Source organism: Myxococcus qinghaiensis (assembly GCF_024198215.1).
Taxonomy (GTDB): Bacteria; Myxococcota; Myxococcia; order Myxococcales; family Myxococcaceae; genus Myxococcus; species Myxococcus qinghaiensis.
Genome location: NZ_JAKCFA010000040.1, coordinates 23,074 through 44,334, shown reverse-complemented (window position 1 = coordinate 44,334; position 21,261 = coordinate 23,074). Strand labels below are relative to the sequence as shown.

Annotated in this window: 4 protein-coding genes; all 4 read left to right on the top strand. The window is 68.1% G+C overall.

What is annotated here, in order from left to right; translation table 11 throughout:
• The first annotated feature begins 106 nt into the window (after positions 1-106).
• The 4 genes from LZ199_RS43335 (at position 107) to LZ199_RS43320 (ending at position 21,261) form a co-directional block, all read left to right on the top strand.
• Positions 107-2,941 (top strand): hypothetical protein, encoded by a 2,835-nt coding sequence (locus LZ199_RS43335; RefSeq protein WP_253999714.1) that lies wholly within the window; start codon positions 107-109, stop codon positions 2,939-2,941.
• Between the two features lie 176 nt (positions 2,942-3,117).
• Positions 3,118-15,255, top strand: a complete 12,138-nt coding sequence (locus tag LZ199_RS43330; protein ID WP_253999696.1) for a non-ribosomal peptide synthetase — start codon at positions 3,118-3,120, stop codon at positions 15,253-15,255.
• A 63-nt stretch (positions 15,256-15,318) separates the two neighbouring features.
• Complete coding sequence (locus LZ199_RS43325; protein ID WP_253999695.1) at positions 15,319-16,017, top strand: hypothetical protein; 699 nt, start codon at positions 15,319-15,321, stop codon at positions 16,015-16,017.
• A gap of 165 nt (positions 16,018-16,182) precedes the next feature.
• Positions 16,183-21,261: a tetratricopeptide repeat protein gene (locus LZ199_RS43320; RefSeq protein ID WP_253999694.1), complete on the top strand. Its 5,079-nt coding sequence runs from the start codon at positions 16,183-16,185 to the stop codon at positions 21,259-21,261.

Sequence of the window (21,261 nt, the reverse complement as noted above, 5' to 3'; positions counted from 1 at the left end):
CAGCCCTCACCACGACTGGCATTTCCAGAAAAGGAGATGCCAGGATTTACGGCTCACACCGTATCCACGGATGATTCCGCATTCCCTTCCCTCCGTCACTCCCTCGATGGAGGCAGGGAACGGTCCCAATCCCCTGGAGGACGTTGTGAAAGCCTCGTGCACGGCCGTTCGAGCTGCTGCTGTGAGATGCGTTGTCCTGACCTTGCTAGTGTCGGGTGTGCTGGTGGGCCGCGAAGCCTCCGCGGCGCCCTTCACCCTCTTCGAGAGCGGACAGGTGCGCCCCCTGGCCCTCTCTCCCGATGGCAGGCTGTTGTTCGCCGTCAACACGCCGGACAACCGGCTGGAGATCTTCCGCATCGGCAACAGCGGGCTCATCCACCGGGGCTCGGTGCCGGTGGGCCTGGAGCCCGTGGCGGTCGCGGCGCGGACGAACGACGAGGTCTGGGTCGTCAACCATCTGTCCGACAGCGTCAGCATCGTGCGCGTGGACGCGGAGGGCCAGGGCGGCCTCGTGACTCGCACGCTGCTCGTGGGTGACGAGCCCAGGGACCTGGTCTTCGCGGGCCCTGGCCGTCGGCGCGCGTTCATCACCGCGGCACATCGCGGACAGAACGCGCCGTTCGACCCCCAGCTCACCACGCCGGGCGTGGGCCGGGCCGACGTCTGGGTGTTCGACTCGGAGCACCTGGGCAGCTCGCTGGGCGGCACGCCGCTCACCATCCTGTCGCTGTTCGCGGACACGCCCCGGGCCCTCGCGACGACGCCCGACGGCTCCCGGGTGTACGCGGCGGCCTTCCACTCCGGCAATCGCACCACGGTGCTGCATGAACTGGCCGTACCCAACGGTGGCGAGGCCGAGGGCGGCGTTCCCGGCCCCAACACCAACTTCGCGGGAGTCCCCACCCCGGAGGTCTCCGTCCTCCTCAAGTACAACGGGCAGGACTGGGTGGACGTGCTGAACCGCTCGTGGACGTCGCAGGTCCGCCTGTCCCTGCCGGACAAGGACGTCTTCACCATCGACGCCACCGCCAATCCGCCCGCGCCGCTCACCGGCAGCGGGAGCGTCTACGCGGGCGTGGGCACCATCCTGTTCAACATGGTGGTCAACCCGGCCAACGGGAAGGTGTACGTCAGCAACACCGAGGCTCGGAATGACCTGCGCTTCGAGGGCGCCGGGACCTTCGCCAACACCACGCTGCGCGGCCACATCCACGAGAGCCGCATCACCGTGCTCGGGCCCACCAGCGTCACGCCGCGCCACCTCAACAAGCACATCAACTACGGCACCTGCTGCGCGCCCACGCCCAATCCGGAGAGCGAGAAGAGCCTGGCGCAGCCGCTGGGCATGGCGGTGACGTCCGACGGTGCAACGCTGTTCGTCGCGGCCTTCGGCTCCTCGAAGCTGGGCGTCTACTCCACCGCCGCGCTGGAGGCGGACACCTTCGTACCGAACGCCGCGAACCAGATTCAGCTCACCGGCGGAGGCCCCACGGGCATGGTGCTGGACGAGGCGCGGCGGCGGCTCTACGTGCTCACCCGCTTCGACAACTCCATCTCCGTCATCAACACGACGACGCGCCAGGAGATCTCCCACCTGCCCATGTACAACCCGGAGCCCGCGAGCGTGGTGGAGGGCCGTCCGTTCCTCTACGACGCGCGCAACAGCTCCAGCCACGGTGACTCGTCCTGCGCCAGCTGCCACATCTTCGGCGACTTCGACAGCCTGGCGTGGGATTTGGGCAACCCGGATGGCACGGTGAAGAACAACCCCATCCCCGTCGTCCCCATCATGCCCGAGTTCGGGAGTGATCCGACGTTCGGGCAGAGCACGGCCTTCCACCCGATGAAGGGCCCCATGACGACGCAGAGCCTTCGGGGCATGGCCAACCACGGCCCCATGCACTGGCGGGGAGACCGCAACGGCGGCGACAGCGCGGCGAACGCCCAGCCCAACAGCGGCTCCTTCGACGAGTCGGCGGCCTTCAAGCAGTTCAACCCGGCCTTCATGGACCTCCTGGGCCGCAGCGCCCAGCTCACGCCGCAGCAGCTCCAGAAGTTCACCGACTTCGCGCTCCAGGTCGTCTATCCGCCCAACCCCATCCGCAAGCTGGACAACTCCCTCACGCCCGCGCAGCAGGCGGGACGGGACTTCTTCCTGAACACGACGACGTTCTTCCACGGGCCCTGCGGTTCGTGCCACACGCTCGACCCCAACGCGAACCCGGGTGAAGGTCCCTTCAAGGGCTTCTTCGGCTCGGACGGAAGGTCCTCGTTCGACGTGGAGCCGCAGTTCCCCAAGGTGCCGCACCTGCGCAACCTGTACCAGAAGGTCGGAATGTTCGGCGCGCCGTTCGCGACGGGCAACCTGCCCGTGGACCCCTTCCTCGGGGACCAGGTGCGCGGCTTCGGCTTCAACAGCGACGGCACCGTGCCCACGCTGTTCACCTTCAACAGCGGCTTCGACTTCCACCCCATCTTCAACTCGGTGGGCATCCCCGACACGCCGGAGGGCATCGCCGCGAAGCGGAACATGGAGCAGTTCATGTTCGTCTTCGACAGCAACCTGGCGCCCATCGTCGGGCAGCAGGTGACGCTGACGGCCGCTCGGGCCGGCGTGGTGGGGCCGCGCATCAACCTGCTGGTGGCGCGAGCGAACGCGGGCGAGTGCGAGCTGGTGGCCAAGGGCCGGGTTGGCCCGCATGATGCGGGCTTCCTCTACGTGGGAGGAGGTCAGTTCATCGTCGACCGTCAGGGTCTGCCAGGCGTGTCGGATGCGAACCTCCGTGCGGCCGTCACCGCGAGCAACGGCGTGCTGACGTACACGTGCGTGCCCCAGGGCTCGGGGACGCGCATCGGCATCGACCGGGACCTCGACGGCTTCCGTGATGGTGACGAGCGGTCGGCCGGCACGAATCCGGCAGACCCCATGAGTCATCCGTAATGAACTGAAACACAAATCACGGAATCCGCCTCATCAGGGCGGGGAGGCCCAGCCAATCTTGCGCATGTCTCGGCAAGCCTCCTAGATATGTCTTACGCGCCCCGCCCCGTCTCACCGGCTGCCGTGCCCCCGCGGCAGCCGTCGCTTTCTCATCCTCTTGAGGGCGACGCGTTGACATGCTCGACGCCCTCTCCTTGTCGGCTCCCTCTCCGGCTTCATTTCCTTCCAGCATCGCGGATGCATTCGAAGCCCAGGTGGCGCTGCGTCCACACGCCGTCGCGGTCAGCAGCGACGGCGTGTGCTTGACGTATGCACGGCTCGACGCGCGGGCGAACCAGCTCGCGTGGCGCCTGCGCGCCATGGGTGTCGGCCGAGAGCATCCTCGGGTGGGTGTCTGTCTGCCTCGCTCCGCGGAGCTGCTGGTCACCCTGCTGGCCATCCTCAAGGCGGGCGGCGCCTACGTTCCGTTGGATCCAGACTATCCGTCCGAGCGACTGCAACTGATGGCGGAGGACGCGGGCGTCCACGTCATCGTCACCCAGACGCGCCTGCGCTCCCGCCTGCCGACGGGCGGTGTGCCCACGCTGAGCCTGGATGTGATGGAAGCGGAGCTGGACGCGCTCGCGTCACATCCACCCGCGCGGGACGTCTGCCCGGACGACCTGGCCTACGTGGTCTTCACGTCGGGCTCCACGGGCAAGCCCAAGGGTGTCTGTGTTCCGCACCGGGGCGTGTTGCGGCTGGTGCTGGGCGCCAACTACGTGGACGTGGGCCCCGACGACGTGATGCTCCAGTTCGCGCCCGTGGCCTTCGACGCCTCGACGTTCGAAATCTGGGGTGCGCTGCTCAACGGGGCGAGGCTCGCGGTGTTCACCCAGGGCGCGGCGGGGCTCGATGAGCTGGGGCCCTTCCTGGAGGCCCAGGGCGTGACGTTGGTGTGGGTGACGACGGGCCTCTTTCATCAACTCGTCGAGCTGGGCCTGCCTGGAATGGGCCGTGTGCGCGAGCTGCTCACGGGAGGCGAGGTCCTCTCCGTGCCCCATGCGCGCAAGGCGCTGGAGCAGCTTCCGCACATCCGCCTGGTCAACTTCTACGGCCCCACCGAGAACACGACCTTCACCAGCTTCCACCCGATACGAGGAGCACTGGAGGTCGAGGACACCACGGCCGTCGCCATCGGCCGCGCCATCTCAGGGACGCGGATGTATGTGCTGGATGAGGCGATGCTGCCTGTTCCCCATGGGACTGTGGGCGAGCTGTACACGGGGGGCCTGGGCCTCGCGTGGGGCTACTGGGAGCGCGCGGACCTGACGGGAGAGCGCTTCCTGCCGGACCCGTGGAGCCAGACGCCCGGTGGCCGCATGTACCGCACCGGAGACCTGGTGCGGGAGCGCGCCGATGGGGCCATGGAGTTCATCGGCCGTCGCGACCATCAAGTGAAGCTCCGAGGCTTTCGCATCGAGCTGGGGGAAGTGGAGAGCGCGCTGCGCCAGCATCCCTCCGTGCTGGAGACACTCGCGCTCGTGCGCGAGGACTCGCCGGGTGACCGGAGGTTGGTCGCATACGTCGTCGGGAGAGCGACCTCCATCGAGCTGCGCGAGCACCTGCAGCGCTTGCTCCCTGGGTACATGGTGCCGGCAGCCATCGTGGTGATGGACGCACTGCCACTCACGCCCAACGGCAAGGTGGACCGCGCGTTGCTGCCCGCGCCCCAGTCGCACTCCGAGGACTTCGTCGCACCGGAGTCGGCCCTGGAGACCGCGGTCGCGCGCATCTGGGCGGAAGTGCTCGGCGTCCGAATGGTGAGCGCCACCGCGAATTTCTTCGACCTGGGAGGCCACTCGCTGCTCGCCACGCAGGTCATCACCCGGATGCGCGAGGTGACCCGGCTTCACCTCCCGCTGCGCGCGCTCTTCGACCGGCCCGTTCTTCGAGAGCTGTGCGCCAGTATCGAGGAGCGCGCGAGCGCGTTCGACGAAGACGTCATCCGGCCAGCGCAGGGCGAGGCGCGCCTGAGTCCCTCATTCGCTCAGCAGCGACTGTGGTTCCTGGACCGGTGGATGCCGGACACGGCCGTCTACTCGCTGCCCATGGCGTTCCTCTTGGAGGGGACACTCGACGTCACAGCGCTGGAGCAGGGCCTCCAGTCCCTGGTCGACCGACACGAGTCCCTGCGTACGACGTTCCCGGGTGAAGGCGCTCCCGTGCAGCACGTGGCGCAGTCGATGTCCGTGAGGCTGGAGCGGCGCAATGTGAGCTCGCTGGAGCAGGCCCATGCGCTGCTCCGTGCGGCGGCGGAACAGCCGTTCGACCTGGCACGCGGCCCCCTCTTTCGCGCGCTGCTGGTGACGACCTCGGAGCATGAGCATCTGCTGTTGCTCAACCTCCACCACATCGTCTCCGACGGCTGGTCCTTCGGCGTCCTCTACCGGGAGCTCTCCGCCGAGTACCTCTCACGCCTCCAGGGTGTGGCTTCCTCCCTCCCCCCGCTCTCCATCCAGTACGCCGACTTCTCCTCCTGGCAGCGTGACTGGCTCTCCGGCGACACCCTCTCCTCCCAGCTCGACTTCTGGACCCGTCTCCTCGACGGCGTCCCTCACGTCCTCTCTCTTCCCACCGACTTTCCTCGTCCCTCTCTCCAGCGCTTCGAGGGCTCTACCTTCCGCTTCTCTCTGCCCCTTCATCTTCGCGACTCCCTCGACTCCCTCTCCCGTCTCCACGGTGCCACCCTCTTCATGGCACTGCTCTCCTCCTTCCAGCTCCTCCTCTCCCGCTACTCCGGCCAGCTCGACTTCCTCGTCGGCTCTCCCATCGCCAACCGCACCCGCCCTCAGCTCGAATCCCTCATCGGCTTCTTCGTCAACACCCTCCCTCTTCCTGCTCGCCTCTCCGGCAACCCTTCCTTCCTCGACGTCCTCCTTCGCACTCGCGACGCCTGCCTCGGCGCCTACTCCCACCAGGAGCTTCCTTTCGAGAAGCTCGTCGAGGAGCTCCACGTCGAGCGGGAGCCTGGACGCAGTCCGTTGGTCCAGGTCCTGTTCGCGCTCCAGAACGCGCCAGGGGGACAGCTTCAGCTCCCGGGGCTGAAGGTCGCTCCGCTGGAACTGGAGACACGGACGTCACGGTTCGAGCTGTTCCTCGCGCTGGAGGAAGCCCCCGAGGGACTCCGCGGCTCCATCGAGTACTCCACCGCGCTCTTCGCTCCGCGCACCATCGAGCGCATGGCGGAGCACTTCGTGCGACTCGTCGAAGCGTTCGTCCGCGCCCCCGAGCGTCCCTGCGGACAGGTGCCGCTCCTCTCCGACGACGAGCAACGCAAGTGGCTCATCGACTGGAACCACACGGCGCGCCCCTACCCGTCCGAGTCGTCGCTCGTGCGCCTCTTCGATGCCCAGGTGGCGCTGCGGCCCGAAGCGGTGGCGATTCGACATGGTGAGCGCGTGCTCACCTATGCCCAGCTCGATGCACGGGCGAATGCGCTGGCCCAGGTGCTGCGTTCGCACGGCGTCGACCGGCGGCGCCCACAGGTGGGCGTGTGCCTGCCACGGTCCCCGGAGCTCATCGTCGCGTTCCTCGCGAGCCTCAAGGCTGGCGGAGCATACGTCCCGCTGGACCCCGAGCACCCCACGGAGCGACTGGCCTTCATGGCCCAGGACGCCCGACTCGCGGCCATTGTCTCCCACGAGGCCCTGAGCACGCGGCTCCCCGAGGGCCCGTGGCACGTGGTGAACCTGGACCTGCACGGAGAGGCACTGGAGGGCTCGGTTTCAACGCCGTGGGTGGACGACAGCGTCGCCGACGACCTGGCGCACATCATCTACACGTCGGGCTCCACGGGACGGCCCAAGGGTGTCTGCATTCCACACCGGGGCGTGGTTCGCATGGCGCTGGACCCGGACCAGGTCCGACTGGGGCCAGACGACCGGGTCGCCCAGGTGACGACCGTGACGTTCGACCTGTCCACCTTGGAGATCTGGGGCGCGCTGCTCAACGGCGCCGCGCTCGTCATCCTCGACAAGGACGAGGTCATCCAGCCCGACGTCTTCGCACGCCGACTGAAGGAGGAGCGCATCTCCGCGCTGGTCGTCGCGACCGCCATCTTCCACCACACCGCGCGCACGCACCCTGGCGCCTTCGCGGGGCTGCGCTGGGTCATCTTCGGAGGAGAGGCCGCCGATGCCACGACTGTTCAACGGGTGCTCAACCACGGAGCGCCTGGCGCATTGGTGAACGGCTACGGCCCCACCGAGAACAGCACGTACAGCACCTGGTATCAGGCCCAGTCCTCCACCGAGCTGTCTGTCCCCATCGGGCGGCCTGTCTCCAACAGCACCGCGTATGTGCTCGATGCGAACCTGCAATCCGTTCCCCCCGGCGTCGCGGGTGAGCTGTTCGTCGGAGGTGATGGACTCGCTTGGGGCTATTGGGACAGGCCCGACCTCACCGCCGAGCGCTTCATTCCCCACCCCTTCAGTACGACACCTGGCGCGCGCCTCTATCGCACGGGCGACCTCGTTCGCTTCCGCCCGGATGGAGAGCTGGACTTCATCGGCCGCCGCGACAATCAGGTGAAGCTGCGCGGCTTCCGCATCGAACTGGGTGAAGTGGAGAGCACGCTGCGTGCCCATCCCGACGTGCGCGACGCCGTCGTCCTCGTTCGCGAGGACTCGCCGGGTGACAAGCGACTGGTCGCCTACGTCGTGACGCGAAGTTCCGGGGCGCTGTTGCGTGAGCACCTGGGACAGCACCTTCCCAGCTACATGGTTCCCTCGGCGGTCGTCGTCCTCGATGCGCTTCCACTCACGCCCAACGGCAAGGTGGATCGCCGTACCCTGCCGGCGCCTGAGTTCGGACCGCGGGAGACGGACTTGTTCGTCGCTCCACGCACGGAGCTGGAGTCGCGACTCGCAGCCATCTGGGCCGCCGTGCTTCAGCTCGACAAGGTCAGCATCACCGCGAACTTCTTCGACCTGGGTGGACACTCACTGCTCGCCACCCAGGTCATCTCTCGCATTCAGGAGCATCTGGGGGCGCGGGTTCCAGTCCGTGCGCTGTTCGAGGCGCCGTCTATCGAAGCGCTCGCTCTCGTGATCAAGCAGCGCCACAGCGCCTCCGATGTTCCGACGAACCTGGCCCTCATTCCGACGGTGAGCAGGGATGCCCCGCTGGTGCTCTCGTTCGCCCAGGAGCGCCTCTGGTTCCTCGGCCAGCTCCATGAGCATCAGGCCGTCTACAACATGCCCTTCGCACTTCGTCTGGAGGGCGCTCTCGACGTCACCGCGCTCCATGACAGCCTCCGCGCGCTCGTCCTTCGTCACGAGTCTCTGCGCACTCGCTTCCCCGGCGACGGCGCGCCCTCTCAGCACATCTCAGGCTCGCCTGACTTCGACTGGGAACTCGTCGACCTCTCGGCCTCTGCCAACTCCGACGAGGAGGCCCTCCGTCTTCTCCAGCTCGATGCCGAGACACCCTTCAACCTCGCCCTCGGGCCGCTCTTCCGTGCGCGCCTCTTCCTCCTCACGCCTCAACGACATCTGCTGCTGCTCAACCTCCACCACATCGTCTCCGACGGCTGGTCCTTCGGCGTCCTCTACCAGGAGCTCTCCGCCGAGTACCTCTCTCGCCTCCAGGGTGTGGCCTCCTCTCTCTCCCCGCTCTCCATCCAGTACGCCGACTTCTCCTCCTGGCAGCGTGACTGGCTCTCCGGCGACACCCTCTCCTCCCAGCTCGACTTCTGGACTCGCCTCCTCGACGGCGTCCCTCACGTCCTCTCTCTTCCCACCGACTTCCCTCGTCCCTCTCTCCAGCGCTTCGAGGGCTCCACTCACCGCTTCTCTCTTCCCCTCCACCTCCGCGACTCCCTCGACTCCCTCTCCCGCCTCCACGGTGCCACCCTCTTCATGGCACTGCTCTCCTCCTTCCAACTCCTCCTCTCCCGCTACTCCGGTCAGCTCGACTTCCTCGTCGGCTCTCCCATCGCCAACCGCACCCGCCCCCAACTCGAATCCCTCATCGGCTTCTTCGTCAACACACTCCCTCTCCCCGCTCGCCTCTCCGGCAACCCCTCCTTCCTCGACGTCCTCCTCCGCACTCGCGACGCTTGCCTCGGCGCCTACTCCCACCAGGAGCTTCCCTTCGAGAAGCTCGTCGAGGAGCTCCATGTCGAGCGCTCCTTGAGCCATGGCCCTCTCGTCCAGGTCATGTTCGTTCTCCAGAATGCTCCCGGTGCACCGCCGTCCTTCCCGGGGCTCAGGGTCGAACACGTCGAACTCCATCCGCGCACTTCCAAGTTCGACCTCACGCTCTCCCTGGAAGAGTCCTCGGATGGTCTCCATGGCGTTTTCGAGTTCGCCACCGCGCTCTTCGCACCCGCCACTGTCGCGCGCATGGCGGACCACCTTCGCAGGCTGATGGAGCAGGTCGTCCGGACGCCCCACACGTCCATCCATTCCCTGGACCTGCTCTCCGCCGACGAGCGTCGTCAGTGGCTCGTCGAATGGAACGACACCGGCCGGCCGTATCCCTCCCACTCATCCATCGTCGAGTGCCTCGCCGCCCAGGCCTCGCTGCGTCCCAACGCCATCGCCGTGCAACACGGCGCCAGTTCACTCTCGTACAGCGAGCTGGATGCCCGCGCCAACCAGCTCGCTCGCGTCCTTCGTGCACACGGAGTCGGCAGAGCACGGCCTCAAGTCGGGGTCTGCCTGCCCCGCTCTCCTGAGCTGATTGTCACGCTGCTCGCCATCCTCAAGGCTGGCGGCGCCTACGTCCCGCTCGACCCGGATTACCCCTCCGAGCGGCTCGACTTCATGGCTCGCGACTCACAAGTCGTCGCCATCGTTACTCACGAGTCGCTCCGAGCGAGCGTGCCTTCGGGTGACTGGCAATACCTGAGTCTGGACATGCTTCGGGATGCGCTGAATGCGAACAGCGGTGCGCCGCTCGAGTGCGACCTCCGTCCCGATGACCTGGCGCACATCCTCTACACCTCGGGCTCGACGGGCCGGCCCAAGGGTGTCTGCATCCCCCACCGAGGCGTCCTCCGGCTCGTCCTCAAATCCAATGACGTTCAGCTCGGTCACGAAGACCGCGTCGCCCAGGCCGCCACCGTCGCCTTCGACGCATCCACCTTCGAGATCTGGGGCGCCCTCCTCAACGGTGCCGCCCTGGTCATCCTCGACAAGGATGACGTCATCGACCCGGCTGTCCTCGCCCGTCGTCTCCGCGACGAACGCATCTCCGCCCTCGTCCTCACCACCGCGCTCTTCAACCTCGTCTCCCGCACCGAGCCTGCCGCATTCTCTCACCTCCGCTTCGTCCTCATCGGCGGTGAGAACGCGGACCCCTCCTGCATCAACCGCGTCCTCTCCTTCGGACCTCCCCAGCGCCTGGTCAACGGCTACGGCCCCACCGAAAACACCACCGCCAGCACGTGGCACCCCGCCCTCTTCCACCAGGAACTCACCGTCCCCATCGGCAGGCCCATCGCCAACAGCACCGCCTATGTGCTCGACGTGCACCTGCAGCCTGTTCCCATGGGCGTCACGGGTGAGCTCTTCGTCGGTGGCGACGGCCTCGCCTGGGGCTACTGGAACAAGCCCGACCTCACCGCCGAGCGCTTCATTCCCCATCCCTTCAGCTCGACTCCCGGTGCTCGTCTCTACCGCACCGGTGACCTCGTCCGGCTGCGTCCTGATGGCGCTCTCGATTTCATCGGTCGCCGCGACAACCAGGTGAAGCTGCGTGGCTTTCGCATCGAGCTGGGCGAAGTCGAGTCCGCCATCCGGGCTCACCCTGACGTGCGAGATGCCGTCGTCCTCGTCCGCGAGGACGCTTCGGGCGACAGGCGTCTCGTCGCCTATGTCGCGACGGAGCTGTCCGGCCCCGCGTTGCGCGAGCACATCGGGCAACAGCTTCCCAGCCACATGGTTCCTTCGACGGTCATCGTCCTTTCGGCGATGCCTCTCACGCCCAACGGGAAGCTCGACCACCGCGCACTCCCGGCACCCGAGGCGAATGGCGTCGACGGTGAGGCATTCGTCGCACCGCGCACGGAGCTGGAGTCACAGCTCGCGGCCATATGGGCGGTGGTGCTTCAGCTCGACCAGGTCAGCGTCACCGCGAACTTCTTCGACCTGGGTGGACACTCGCTGCTCGCCACTCAGATCATCTCACGGTGTCAGGAACGTCTCGGGGTTCCGCTGGCCGTGAGGATGCTCTTCGAAGCACCGACCATCGAGTCCTTCGCACAGGCCGTGGCGCAGCGCCTCCAATCAGCGGAGGCGGTTCGGAACACTTCGCTCATTCCAACGGTGAGCAGGGACGAGCCACTGGTGCTCTCGTTCGCTCAGGAACGCCTCTGGTTCCTCAACCAGTTCCACGAGCATCAGGCCGTCTACAACATGCCCTTCGCGCTTCGTCTGGAGGGCACTCTCGACGTCACCGCGCTCCATGACAGCCTCCGCGCGCTCGTCCTTCGTCACGAGTCTCTCCGCACTCGTTTCCCGGGCGACGGCGCGCCCTCTCAGCACATCTCAGACTCGCCTGACTTCGACTGGGGACTCGTCGACCTCTCGGCCTCGGCCAACTCCGACGAGGAGGTCCTCCGTCTTCTCCAGCTCGATGCCGAGACGCCCTTCAACCTCGCCCTCGGGCCGCTCTTCCGTGCGCGCCTCTTCCTCCTCGCGCCTCAACGACATCTGCTGCTGCTCAATCTCCACCACATCGTCTCTGACGGCTGGTCTTTCGGCGTCCTCTACCAGGAGCTCTCCGCCGAATACCTCTCACGCCTCCAAGGTGTGGCCTCCTCCCTCGCCCCGCTCTCCATCCAGTACGCCGACTTCTCCTCCTGGCAGCGGCACTGGCTCTCCGGCGACACCCTCTCCTCCCAGCTCGACTTCTGGACCCGCCTCCTCGACGGCGTCCCTCACGTCCTCTCTCTTCCCACCGACTTCCCTCGGCCCTCTCTCCAGCGATTCGAGGGTTCCACTCACCGCTTCTCCCTTCCCCTCCACCTTCGCGACTCCCTCGACTCCCTCTCCCGCCTCCACGGTGCCACCCTCTTCATGGCACTGCTCTCCTCCTTCCAGCTCCTCCTCTCCCGCTACTCCGGCCAGCTCGACTTCCTCGTCGGCTCTCCCATCGCCAACCGCACCCGCCCCCAGCTCGAATCCCTCATCGGCTTCTTCGTCAACACCCTCCCTCTCCCCGCTCGCCTCTCCGGCAACCCTTCCTTCCTCGACGTCCTCCTTCGCACTCGCGACGCCTGCCTCGGCGCCTACTCCCATCAAGAGCTTCCCTTCGAGAAGCTCGTCGAGGAGCTCCACGTCGAGCGCTCCTTGAGCCATGGCCCTCTCGTCCAGGTCATGTTCGTTCTCCAGAATGCTCCGGCCGGACAGCTTCAGCTCCCGGGGTTCGTGGTCGACACTCTTGAGTTGCACCCTCGCACCTCCAAGTTCGACCTCACCCTGTCGCTGGAAGAGACGCCTCACGGACTCAATGGTGTCTTTGAGTTCGCCACCGCGCTCTTCGCGCCCACCACCATCTCCCGCATCGCGGATCATCTCCGCGGCTTGATGGAGCAGGTCGTCCGGAGTCCACACGCCGCCATCCATTCCCTGGAGCTGCTCTCCGCCGAGGAGCATCGTCAGTGGCTCGTCGACTGGAACGACACCAGCCGGCCGTATCCCTCCCACTCGTCCATCGTCGAGTGCTTTGCCGCCCAGGCCTCGCTGCGGCCCAATGCCATCGCTGTCCAGCATGGCTCCAGCTCAATCTCGTACGGTGAGCTCGACACGCGCTCCACGCGGCTCGCGCGTGGCCTCCGTGCCCATGGCGTCGACAGATCGCGTCCACAGGTCGGCGTGTGCCTGCCTCGTTCTCCCGAGCTGATTGTCACGCTGCTCGCCATCCTCAAGGCCGGCGGCGCCTACGTCCCGCTCGACCCGGACTACCCCTCCGAGCGCCTCGACTTCATGGCTCGCGACGCACAGGTCCAGCGCATCGTCACGCTGACCTCACTGTCCGCGCGCGTCCCCCACGGTGACACCGAGCCGCTTTGCATCGACGCTCTGCCCCACTACTCCGATGCCGAGCTTCCCCAGCTCACGCACGACATGGGGCCGGACGACCTCGCTTACGTCACGTACACCTCGGGCTCGACGGGCCGACCCAAGGGCGTCTGCATTCCCCACCGCGCCGTCATCCGCCTCGTCCTCGATTCCGACTACGTCCAACTCGGCCACGAAGACCGCGTCGCTCAGGCAGCCACCGTCGCCTTCGACGCCTCCACCTTTGAAATCTGGGGCGCACTCCTCAACGGCGCTTCCCTTGTCATCCTCGAAAAGGATGACGTCATCGACCCCAGCATCCTCGCCCGTCGTCTCCTCGATGAGCGCATCTCCGCCCTCTTCCTCACCACCGCGCTCTTCAACCTCGTCTCCCGCTCCGAGCCCTCCGCCTTCTCCCGCCTCCGCTTCCTCCTCTTCGGCGGGGAGAACGCCGACACCTCCTGCGTCAACCGCGTCCTCTCCCTCGGCCCGCCTCAGCACCTTCTCCACGTCTACGGCCCCACCGAGAACACCACCTTCAGCTCCTGGCACCCTGTCCTCATCCACCAGGAACTCTCTGTCCCCATCGGCAGGCCCATCGCCAACAGCACCGCCTTTGTCCTCGACGCGCATCTGCAGCCCGTCCCCACGGGCGTCACAGGCGAACTCTTCGTCGGCGGTGATGGCCTTGCCTGGGGCTACTGGGACAGGCCCGACCTCACTGCAGAGCGCTTCGTTCCCCATCCCTTCAGCACCACTCCTGGCGCTCGCCTCTACCGTACCGGTGACCTCGTCCGGCTTCGCCATGACGGGGCTCTCGACTTCATCGGCCGTCGCGACAACCAGGTGAAGCTGCGCGGCTTCCGCATCGAGCTGGGCGAAGTCGAGTCCGCGCTGCGTGCACACCCCGATGTGCGTGATGCCATCGTCCTCGTTCGCGAGGACGCTCCGGGAGACAGGCGCCTCGTCGGCTATGTCGCGACGGAGTTGGAGCTGACGTCCACGGTGCTTCGCACCTTCCTCCAGGGGACGCTGCCTTCGCACATGGTTCCCTCGGACTTCGTAGTGCTTCCGGCACTGCCGCTCACGGCGAACGGCAAGGTCAACCATCGGGCGTTGCCTCGTCCCTCCGCGACGGGGGATGACTCGAACGCACGCGTCGCTCCACGCACCCCGCTGGAAGAGGACATCGCCGCGCTGTGGTCCCAGGTCCTCGGCCGCGAGTCCATCAGCGTGACGACGAGCTTCTTCGACCTGGGTGGCCATTCGCTCCTCGCCGCGCAGCTCATCGCGAAGCTGTCCGAGCGCTTCGGGGTCAAGATCCCCCTCCAGGTCCTCTTCCAGAGCCCCACCGTGGCCGCGCTCGCCGTCTGGGTTCAGGAGAAGCTGACACCCGGTGCCTCGGGGGCGACAGCGCTCGATTCCGCGCCCACGCTTCCCGACGGTGTCGTGCTGCTCCAGCAAGGGCGCGATGACCTCCCACCGCTCCTGTGCATGCACCCGATTGGCGGAACCGTCTTCTGCTACCAGGACCTCGTGCGTGCGCTCGGTCCGGAGCGCTCCGTCTACGGCTTCCAGGCTCCGGGGGTGAATGGCGAATGCGAGCCACTCCAGACCATTGAGCAGCTCGCCTCCGTCCACCTGAACGCCCTGCTGCAGCTACGCCCGCGACCGCCGTACTACCTCATGGGCCTGTCCATGGGCGGCACCATCGTCTACGAGATGGCGCAGACCCTGCGACGCCTGGGCGTCCCTCCCTCGCTGCTCGTGTTCCTCGACACACCGGGGCCCGGCCAGCTCCCCAAGCGCTTCGAGGATGACGCGGAGCTGCTCGCCGCCACCTTCGGTGACTCGTCGGAGGCGCTCATCTCCCTCCTGCGCGGGCTGGACCCGCAGGCCCAGATGCTCGAGGTGCTGCGCCGCGCCCGCGATGGCGCCGTCGTGCCCGACTCGTTCTCGCTCGTGGACCTCCAGGTCTTCCTCTCCGTCTGGAAGGCACACATGCGCGCGCTCTTCAGCTACGAGCCCTCGCCCACCGACGGCACCGCCATCTACCTGCGCGCCCAGGAGTACGTCCCACCGCACCCGCTCCACCCCGAGCGCCCCTGGCAGCAGCTCGTCCGCGGTGGACTGGAGCTCATCGGCATCCCCGGCAATCACCAGACGATGATTGAACCGCCCCATGTCTCCGTGATGGCTCGACACCTGAATGACTTCATGCGGCGGCTCGAAGAGAAGGTCCTTCCGAAGTCCACGGGCACTTGAGCACCGGCCTCGGAAACGCACTCATCGATTTACCCCTCACGCCTCTCGTGCGAAAAATCTCCCATGCCCGACTCGAAGCACCCGCAGAAGACCTCCGCGCCCAAGGGCCCTTCCTTCGCGAAGCCGAAGAACGCCTACGAGGCCGTCGACACCGCCATCGCGATGCTGAAGGACCTCCACGACCGCTACCCAAAGTCACACTTCGTCGCGGAGCACCTCGACGTGAAGAAGGAGCCCGAGCGCATGGACTCCCTCGACCAGCAGCTCTCCATCTTCAAGCGCCAGTACAAGCACCGCATCGGGAGCTGGAACGGCAAGAAGGTGCCCAAACCCCGGAACAGCGAGTCGAGCTGGGACTACTTCCAGCGCGTGTACGGCACCGTCACCTGGCTCGTGGACAACGTCGTGGAGCAAGGCCTGCCCACCTTCCCATGCGGCAACGTCGTGGGCGGTGGCTGGAGCTGCCTGGAGATCGCCGACGACGTCTACGACATCGACGGGCTCGTGAAGGCCACCGGGAACAAAGAGCTGAAGAACCTCTCCGTGTTCCACGGCGGATGGCACATCGGCCGGTCCTTCGCCTTCGACCAGCGCACCAGGTCCATCTCGGGCGAGCACGCCATCGTCCCTTTCGACGAGGGTCTGCAAGACCTCCCCGAGCAGACTCCAGCGAAGTCCATCCAGCCCTTCGGCCTCTGGTTCCACAAGCACGTGACGGGGCTGGTCCGCATCGCCGAGGAGAACCTGCGCGCAGGGCTCTGAGTCTCGCGGGGCCGGGGCCCGAAGCGTGGGCCTGCTCGCTCCCCGGGTATCCGGACACCCAAATCGTCAGGAATGACGGGAAGTTGAGGGACCGGCCAAGCGCGTGTTACGACCGCTCCTGGCCATTCTTTCCCTCTCAGAACTGGCCCCCGGAGCCGGCCTTTCATGAGCGAGCGCAACGATATCCCGCGACCCCCCGTCACGGTCGCCCCTCCTCCGCTTTCCGAGGCACCCGCGAAGCCCGGCCCGACGGCGGCCGACGTGCTGACGCAGTCCGTACAGGCCGCGCCCCAGGCGGCGCCCACTCCGAGCACGGAGGACGAGGCCCGCGAGCGCATCGCCTCGTTGGAGCGCGAGGCCCGGACGCTGAGCACCACGGACGGCCCCGCCGCCGCGCAGCTCTTCCATGAGGTGGGCCTGCTCTGGGAGGAGCCGCTCAAGAATCCGCGCAACGCGGCGGTGGCCTTCCAGAACGCGTACAAGCTGGCGCCCCGGTACCTGGTCAACATCCGCGCCGCGCGCCGCCTCTTCGCGGACGTGGGCAACTGGCAGATGGTCATCCAGCTGCTCGACGCGGAGCTCGCCGCCACCGAGGACGCGCGCCACCAGGCCGCGCTCCTGTTCGAGAAGGGCATCGTCCTGCAGGAGCGGCTGTCCCGCGACGACGAGGCCACCGCCTGCCTGCGCCAGTGCCTGGAGCGACGGCCCACCGACGTCGTGGTGCTCACGCAGCTCGAGTCCGTCTATGCCATGCGCAACGACGCCGCCGCGCTGGTGGAGGTCTACAAGCTGCTCGCCGCCACCATGCAGCAGCCGTCGCTGCGCGCGCACTACCTGACCTCCGCGGGGCTGCTGCTCGACGAGCGCCTCAAGCAGCGCGAGCCCGCCGCCGCGCTCTTGCGCGAGGCCTTCGCGCTGGACCGCTCCGACCCGCTGCTGCTCGCCGCGCTCAAGCACGTGGCCGAGCGCGAGGGACGCACCGAGGAGCTGCTCGCGGCGCTGACCGCCGAGGCCACCGCGCTGGGCCCCCTGGCCGCGCCCGCCTACCTCCAGATCGCCAAGGTGCATGAGCGCCTGGGCCAGAAGGGAGAGGCCCTGGCCGCGCTGCTGGACGCGCGCCACGCCGCGCCCAACGAGCCGCTGGTGCTCAGCGAGCTGGCCGGCATCTACGAGACGCAGGGCCGCTACGAGGAGCTGGCCGACGTGCTGCTGGCGCGCGTGGGCTCGCTCAACGACGAGAGCGAGCTGGTGGCCACCAACCTTCGCCTGGCCGCGCTGTACGAGGAGGTCCTCAAGCGCGAGGTGGACGCGGCGGCGCGGTATCAGGCCATCGTCGCGCGCATCCCTGGCCACTCGGCGGCGCTCGCGGGCCTGGGCAAGCTGTACTACCGGATGCAGAACTGGGAGGGCCTGGTCTCCGTCTTCGACGCGGAGGTCGCGGCCGCCGAGGACGCCAAGCAGAAGGCCGCGCGCATGTACAAGGCCGCGGAGATCCTGGAGGAGCGGCTGGGTCGGCAGGAGGACGCCATCTCCCGCTACAACTCCTGCCTCCAGTTGCAGCCCGGCTACCTCCCCGCGCAGAAGGCCCTCACCCGCCTCTACGAGCGCCAGGGCCGCTTCGCGGAGCTGGTGGCGATGTTCGAGCAGGATCTGCTCCAGACGTCCGATAGAGATCAGCTCATCACCACGCTGAACAAGATGGCCGGCGTGTACGAGGACCGGCTGGGAGACCTGGACCACGCCATCGAGTGCATGAAGCGCATCCTCGACCTGGCGTCGGACCACCTGCCCACCATCCGCAACCTGGCGCGGCTGTATGAGCGCGCGGGCCGCTACCGGGAGCTGCTGGAGACGCATGACCTGGAGGCGTCGCTCGCGGGCGACACCAAGCAGGTGCTGTCGCTGCTGCACCGCAACGCGGAGATTCTCGACGAGAACCTGAAGGACCGCCCGGGCGCCATCTCCGCGTACGAGCGCGTGCTGGCGCTGTCCCCGTCGTACCTGCCCGCGCTCAAGGCGCTGGGGCGGCTGTACGCCCAGGACGGCCGCTGGGAGAAGCTGGTGGACATGTACCGGGCGGAGTCGGAGAGCTCGCCCTCCACCGAGCAGGCCGCCGCGCTCATCTACAAGATTGGCGAGCTGTACGAGCAGCGGCTGTCCCGGGAGAACGAGGCGATTGCCTCGTACCAGGAGGCGCTGATGCTGGCGCCCAGCTACTTCCCGGCGCTGCGCGCGCTGGCCCGCATCTACCGGGCGCAGGGCGCGTGGGAGAACCTGATCGAGATGCTGCGCGAGGAGGCCGCCAACCGCACGGACCCGCTGGAGCGCGCCAACGCGCTGTTCCAGGCCGCCGCCATCTGGGAGGACTCGCTCCAGCGTCCGGAGCTGGCCATCGAGACGTACCAGGAAGTGCTGCGGCTGACGCCGGGCCACGCCGCCACGCTGCGTGCCCTGGAGCGCCTGTTCCTCGCGCAGGACAACGTGAAGGAGCTGGTGTCCATCCTGGACCGCGAGACGCAGGTCGGCGGCACGCCCACGGCCAAGGTCACGGCCTACCTGAAGCTGGCGCGGCTGTACCTGGACCGCTTCCAGGAGCCCTCGCGCGCGGCCCTGTGCTGCGAGGCCGTGCTGGGCCTGGACGCCGGAAACCTCACCGCCCTCACGCTGCTGGAGCGCATCCGCGCCGCGGACCGTCCTCGCCGCGCGGAGCTGCGGCAGCGAATCGCCGAGCGCGTGAATGACCCGCGCCTGGCCACCGCGCTGCGGCTGTCCGCCGCCGTGGACCTGGACAAGGGCCCCGCCGAGGGCACGCTGGAGGCGTACAAGCGCGCCTTCGAGGCGGACCCGGGAGACGCGCGGCTGGCCTTCGCGCTGGAGCGCTCGCTCAAGCTCGCCGGGGACGTGGCGGGCCTCGCCCGGCTCTACACGCTGCGACTGGCGCACGCGCGCGACGCGGAAGAGGCGCTGGAGATGCTCCTGCGCACCGCGGAGCTCGCGGAGATCCGCTTCGGCGACCTGGAGCGCGCGGCGGCCCTCTACAAGCAGGCGCTGGAGCTGCAGCCCCAGTGCCTCCCGGCCCTGCAGGGCACGCGGCGCGTGGCGATGCGGCGCGGAGACGCGGCCGAGGCGCGGGCCGCGCTGGAGGCCGAGGCCCGGCTCAGCAAGGACCCTCGCGGCGCCATCGATGCATTCATCGGCGCGGCGCGGCTGGCTTCGTTCGTCCAGAAGGACACCGACGCCGCGGCGGCCCTCTACAAGCAGGCGCTGGAGAGAGATCCGCTGCACCCGGCCGCGCAGGCGGGCCTGGAGGAGCTGCTCGCGCACCGGGGCGGCTCGGCGGACCTGGCCGCGCTGCACGAGCGGCGCGCCGACGCGAAGCTGGCGCAGAAGGACCACCCCGCCGCGGCCACGGGCTACGTGAGCGCGGCGCGGCTGCACCACGCGGCCCTGGGAGACCGGACTCGCGCGGTGGCGCTCCTGGAGAAGGCCCTGGCCGCGCAGCCGGGCCACATCGAAGCGCTGGAGCTGCGCGGCTCGCTGCTGCTGGAGGCGCAGCAGTACGCGGAGGCCGCCGCCATGCTGAGCCAGCGCGTGCAGCAGGGCGGAGACGCGCGCACGCTCGCGCCCTTCCACCTCACGCTGGGCTCGCTGTACCAGACGCACCTGAATGACCCGAGCCGCGCGTCCGCGCACCTGATGACGGTGCTCTCCGCGCAGCCCCGCCACCTGGAGGCCCTGGAGCGACTGGCCTCGATTCATGCCCAGGGGCGCAACTGGACGGGCGCGGTGGATTGCCTGCACAAGCTGCTCCAGCAGGAGCTGCCGGCCGAGTCCCGCGCGCGCTTCACGCTGGAGCTGGCGCGCACCTATGACGAGGGCCTGGGCGACGCGGGCGCGGCCACGCCGCTGTACCGCCGCGCGCTGGAGCTGACGCCGGGAGACCCGACGCTGGTGGACCGGCTGGTGACGCTGTACGAGCGCGCGCGCAATCTGCCGGAGCTGGCACAGCTGCTGGAGGCGCAGGCCCAGACGACGGCGGCCACGGACGCGAAGCGCGCGGCGGCCTTGCGGATGCGCGTGGCGGAGCTGTTCGCCGGCCCGCTCTCCGAGCCCGCGCGCGCCACCGCGCTGTACCGGCAGGTGGTGGAGAGCGACACCTCCAACCTCACGGCCCGCACGGCGCTGGCGGGCCTGTACGCGCGCGACACGTCGTCGGTGCCGCTCGCCGTCGAGGAGCACCGGCAGATCCTCCGCCAGGACCCGACACGGGTGGACAGCCTGCATGCGCTGTTCAAGCTGTGGGAGGGCCTGAAGCAGCTCGACAAGGCCTTCTGCGTGGCGTCCGTGCTCCAGTTCCTGCGCTCCACCAACGAGGCGGAGCTGGCCTTCTACACGGAGGGCCGCACGCGGCTGGCGCAGGAGGTCCGCGAGGGGCTCACGTCGACGGACGTGGACTCCATGCTGCTGCACCCGGGCGTCCGGGGTCCGCTGCTGGAGGTGCTGCGGGCCATGGGCGACCAGTTGGAGAAGGTCTACCCCCCGAGCTTCGACATCGTCGGCGTCAACCCGAAGACGGACAAGCTCAAGACGGACAGCGCCGTCTACAAGGCCATCCGCACGGTGGCGCAGGTGTTCGGCGTGGAGGAGTTCGACGCGTACCAGGCGCGGCGCGGCCTCACGGTGCTGGAGACCACCGAGCCCTTGTCGGTGTGCATTGGCCAGGACGTGGTGCGGCGCTTCAACGCGCGCGAGCAGAAGTTCCTCCTGGGCCGCGCGGCGCTGGGCCTGTTGAACAAGGCGGCCGTGCTGGAGAAGCTGTCGCAGGGAGAGACGGCGGAGCTGTTCGGCAGCGCCATCCGCATCCACGCGCAGCAGTTCTCCGCGCTGGGGCGGCGCAATGACGAGACGGTGAAGCAGCTCCGCAAGGCCTTCTCGCGCAAGGCCATCAAGGCGCTGGAAGTGCCGGCGATGGCGCTGGGCGACGTGCAGAAGCTGGAGCTGGCGCCGTGGCTGGACGCGCTGGACTACTCGGCGGACCGCGCGGGTCTGCTCATCGCAGGCGACGTGTCCGTGGGCCTGGGCATGGTGCTGCGCGAGGACCCGAACTTCGCGGGGGCGAAGCTGGACTCCCCGGAGCCGATGCTCCAGGCCGTGCGCGAGGGCGAGCGGCTGCGCACCCTGCTCGCCTGGTCCTTCACCGACGACTTCTTCCGGCTGCGTCAGCGGCTGGGGCTGTCGCTGTAG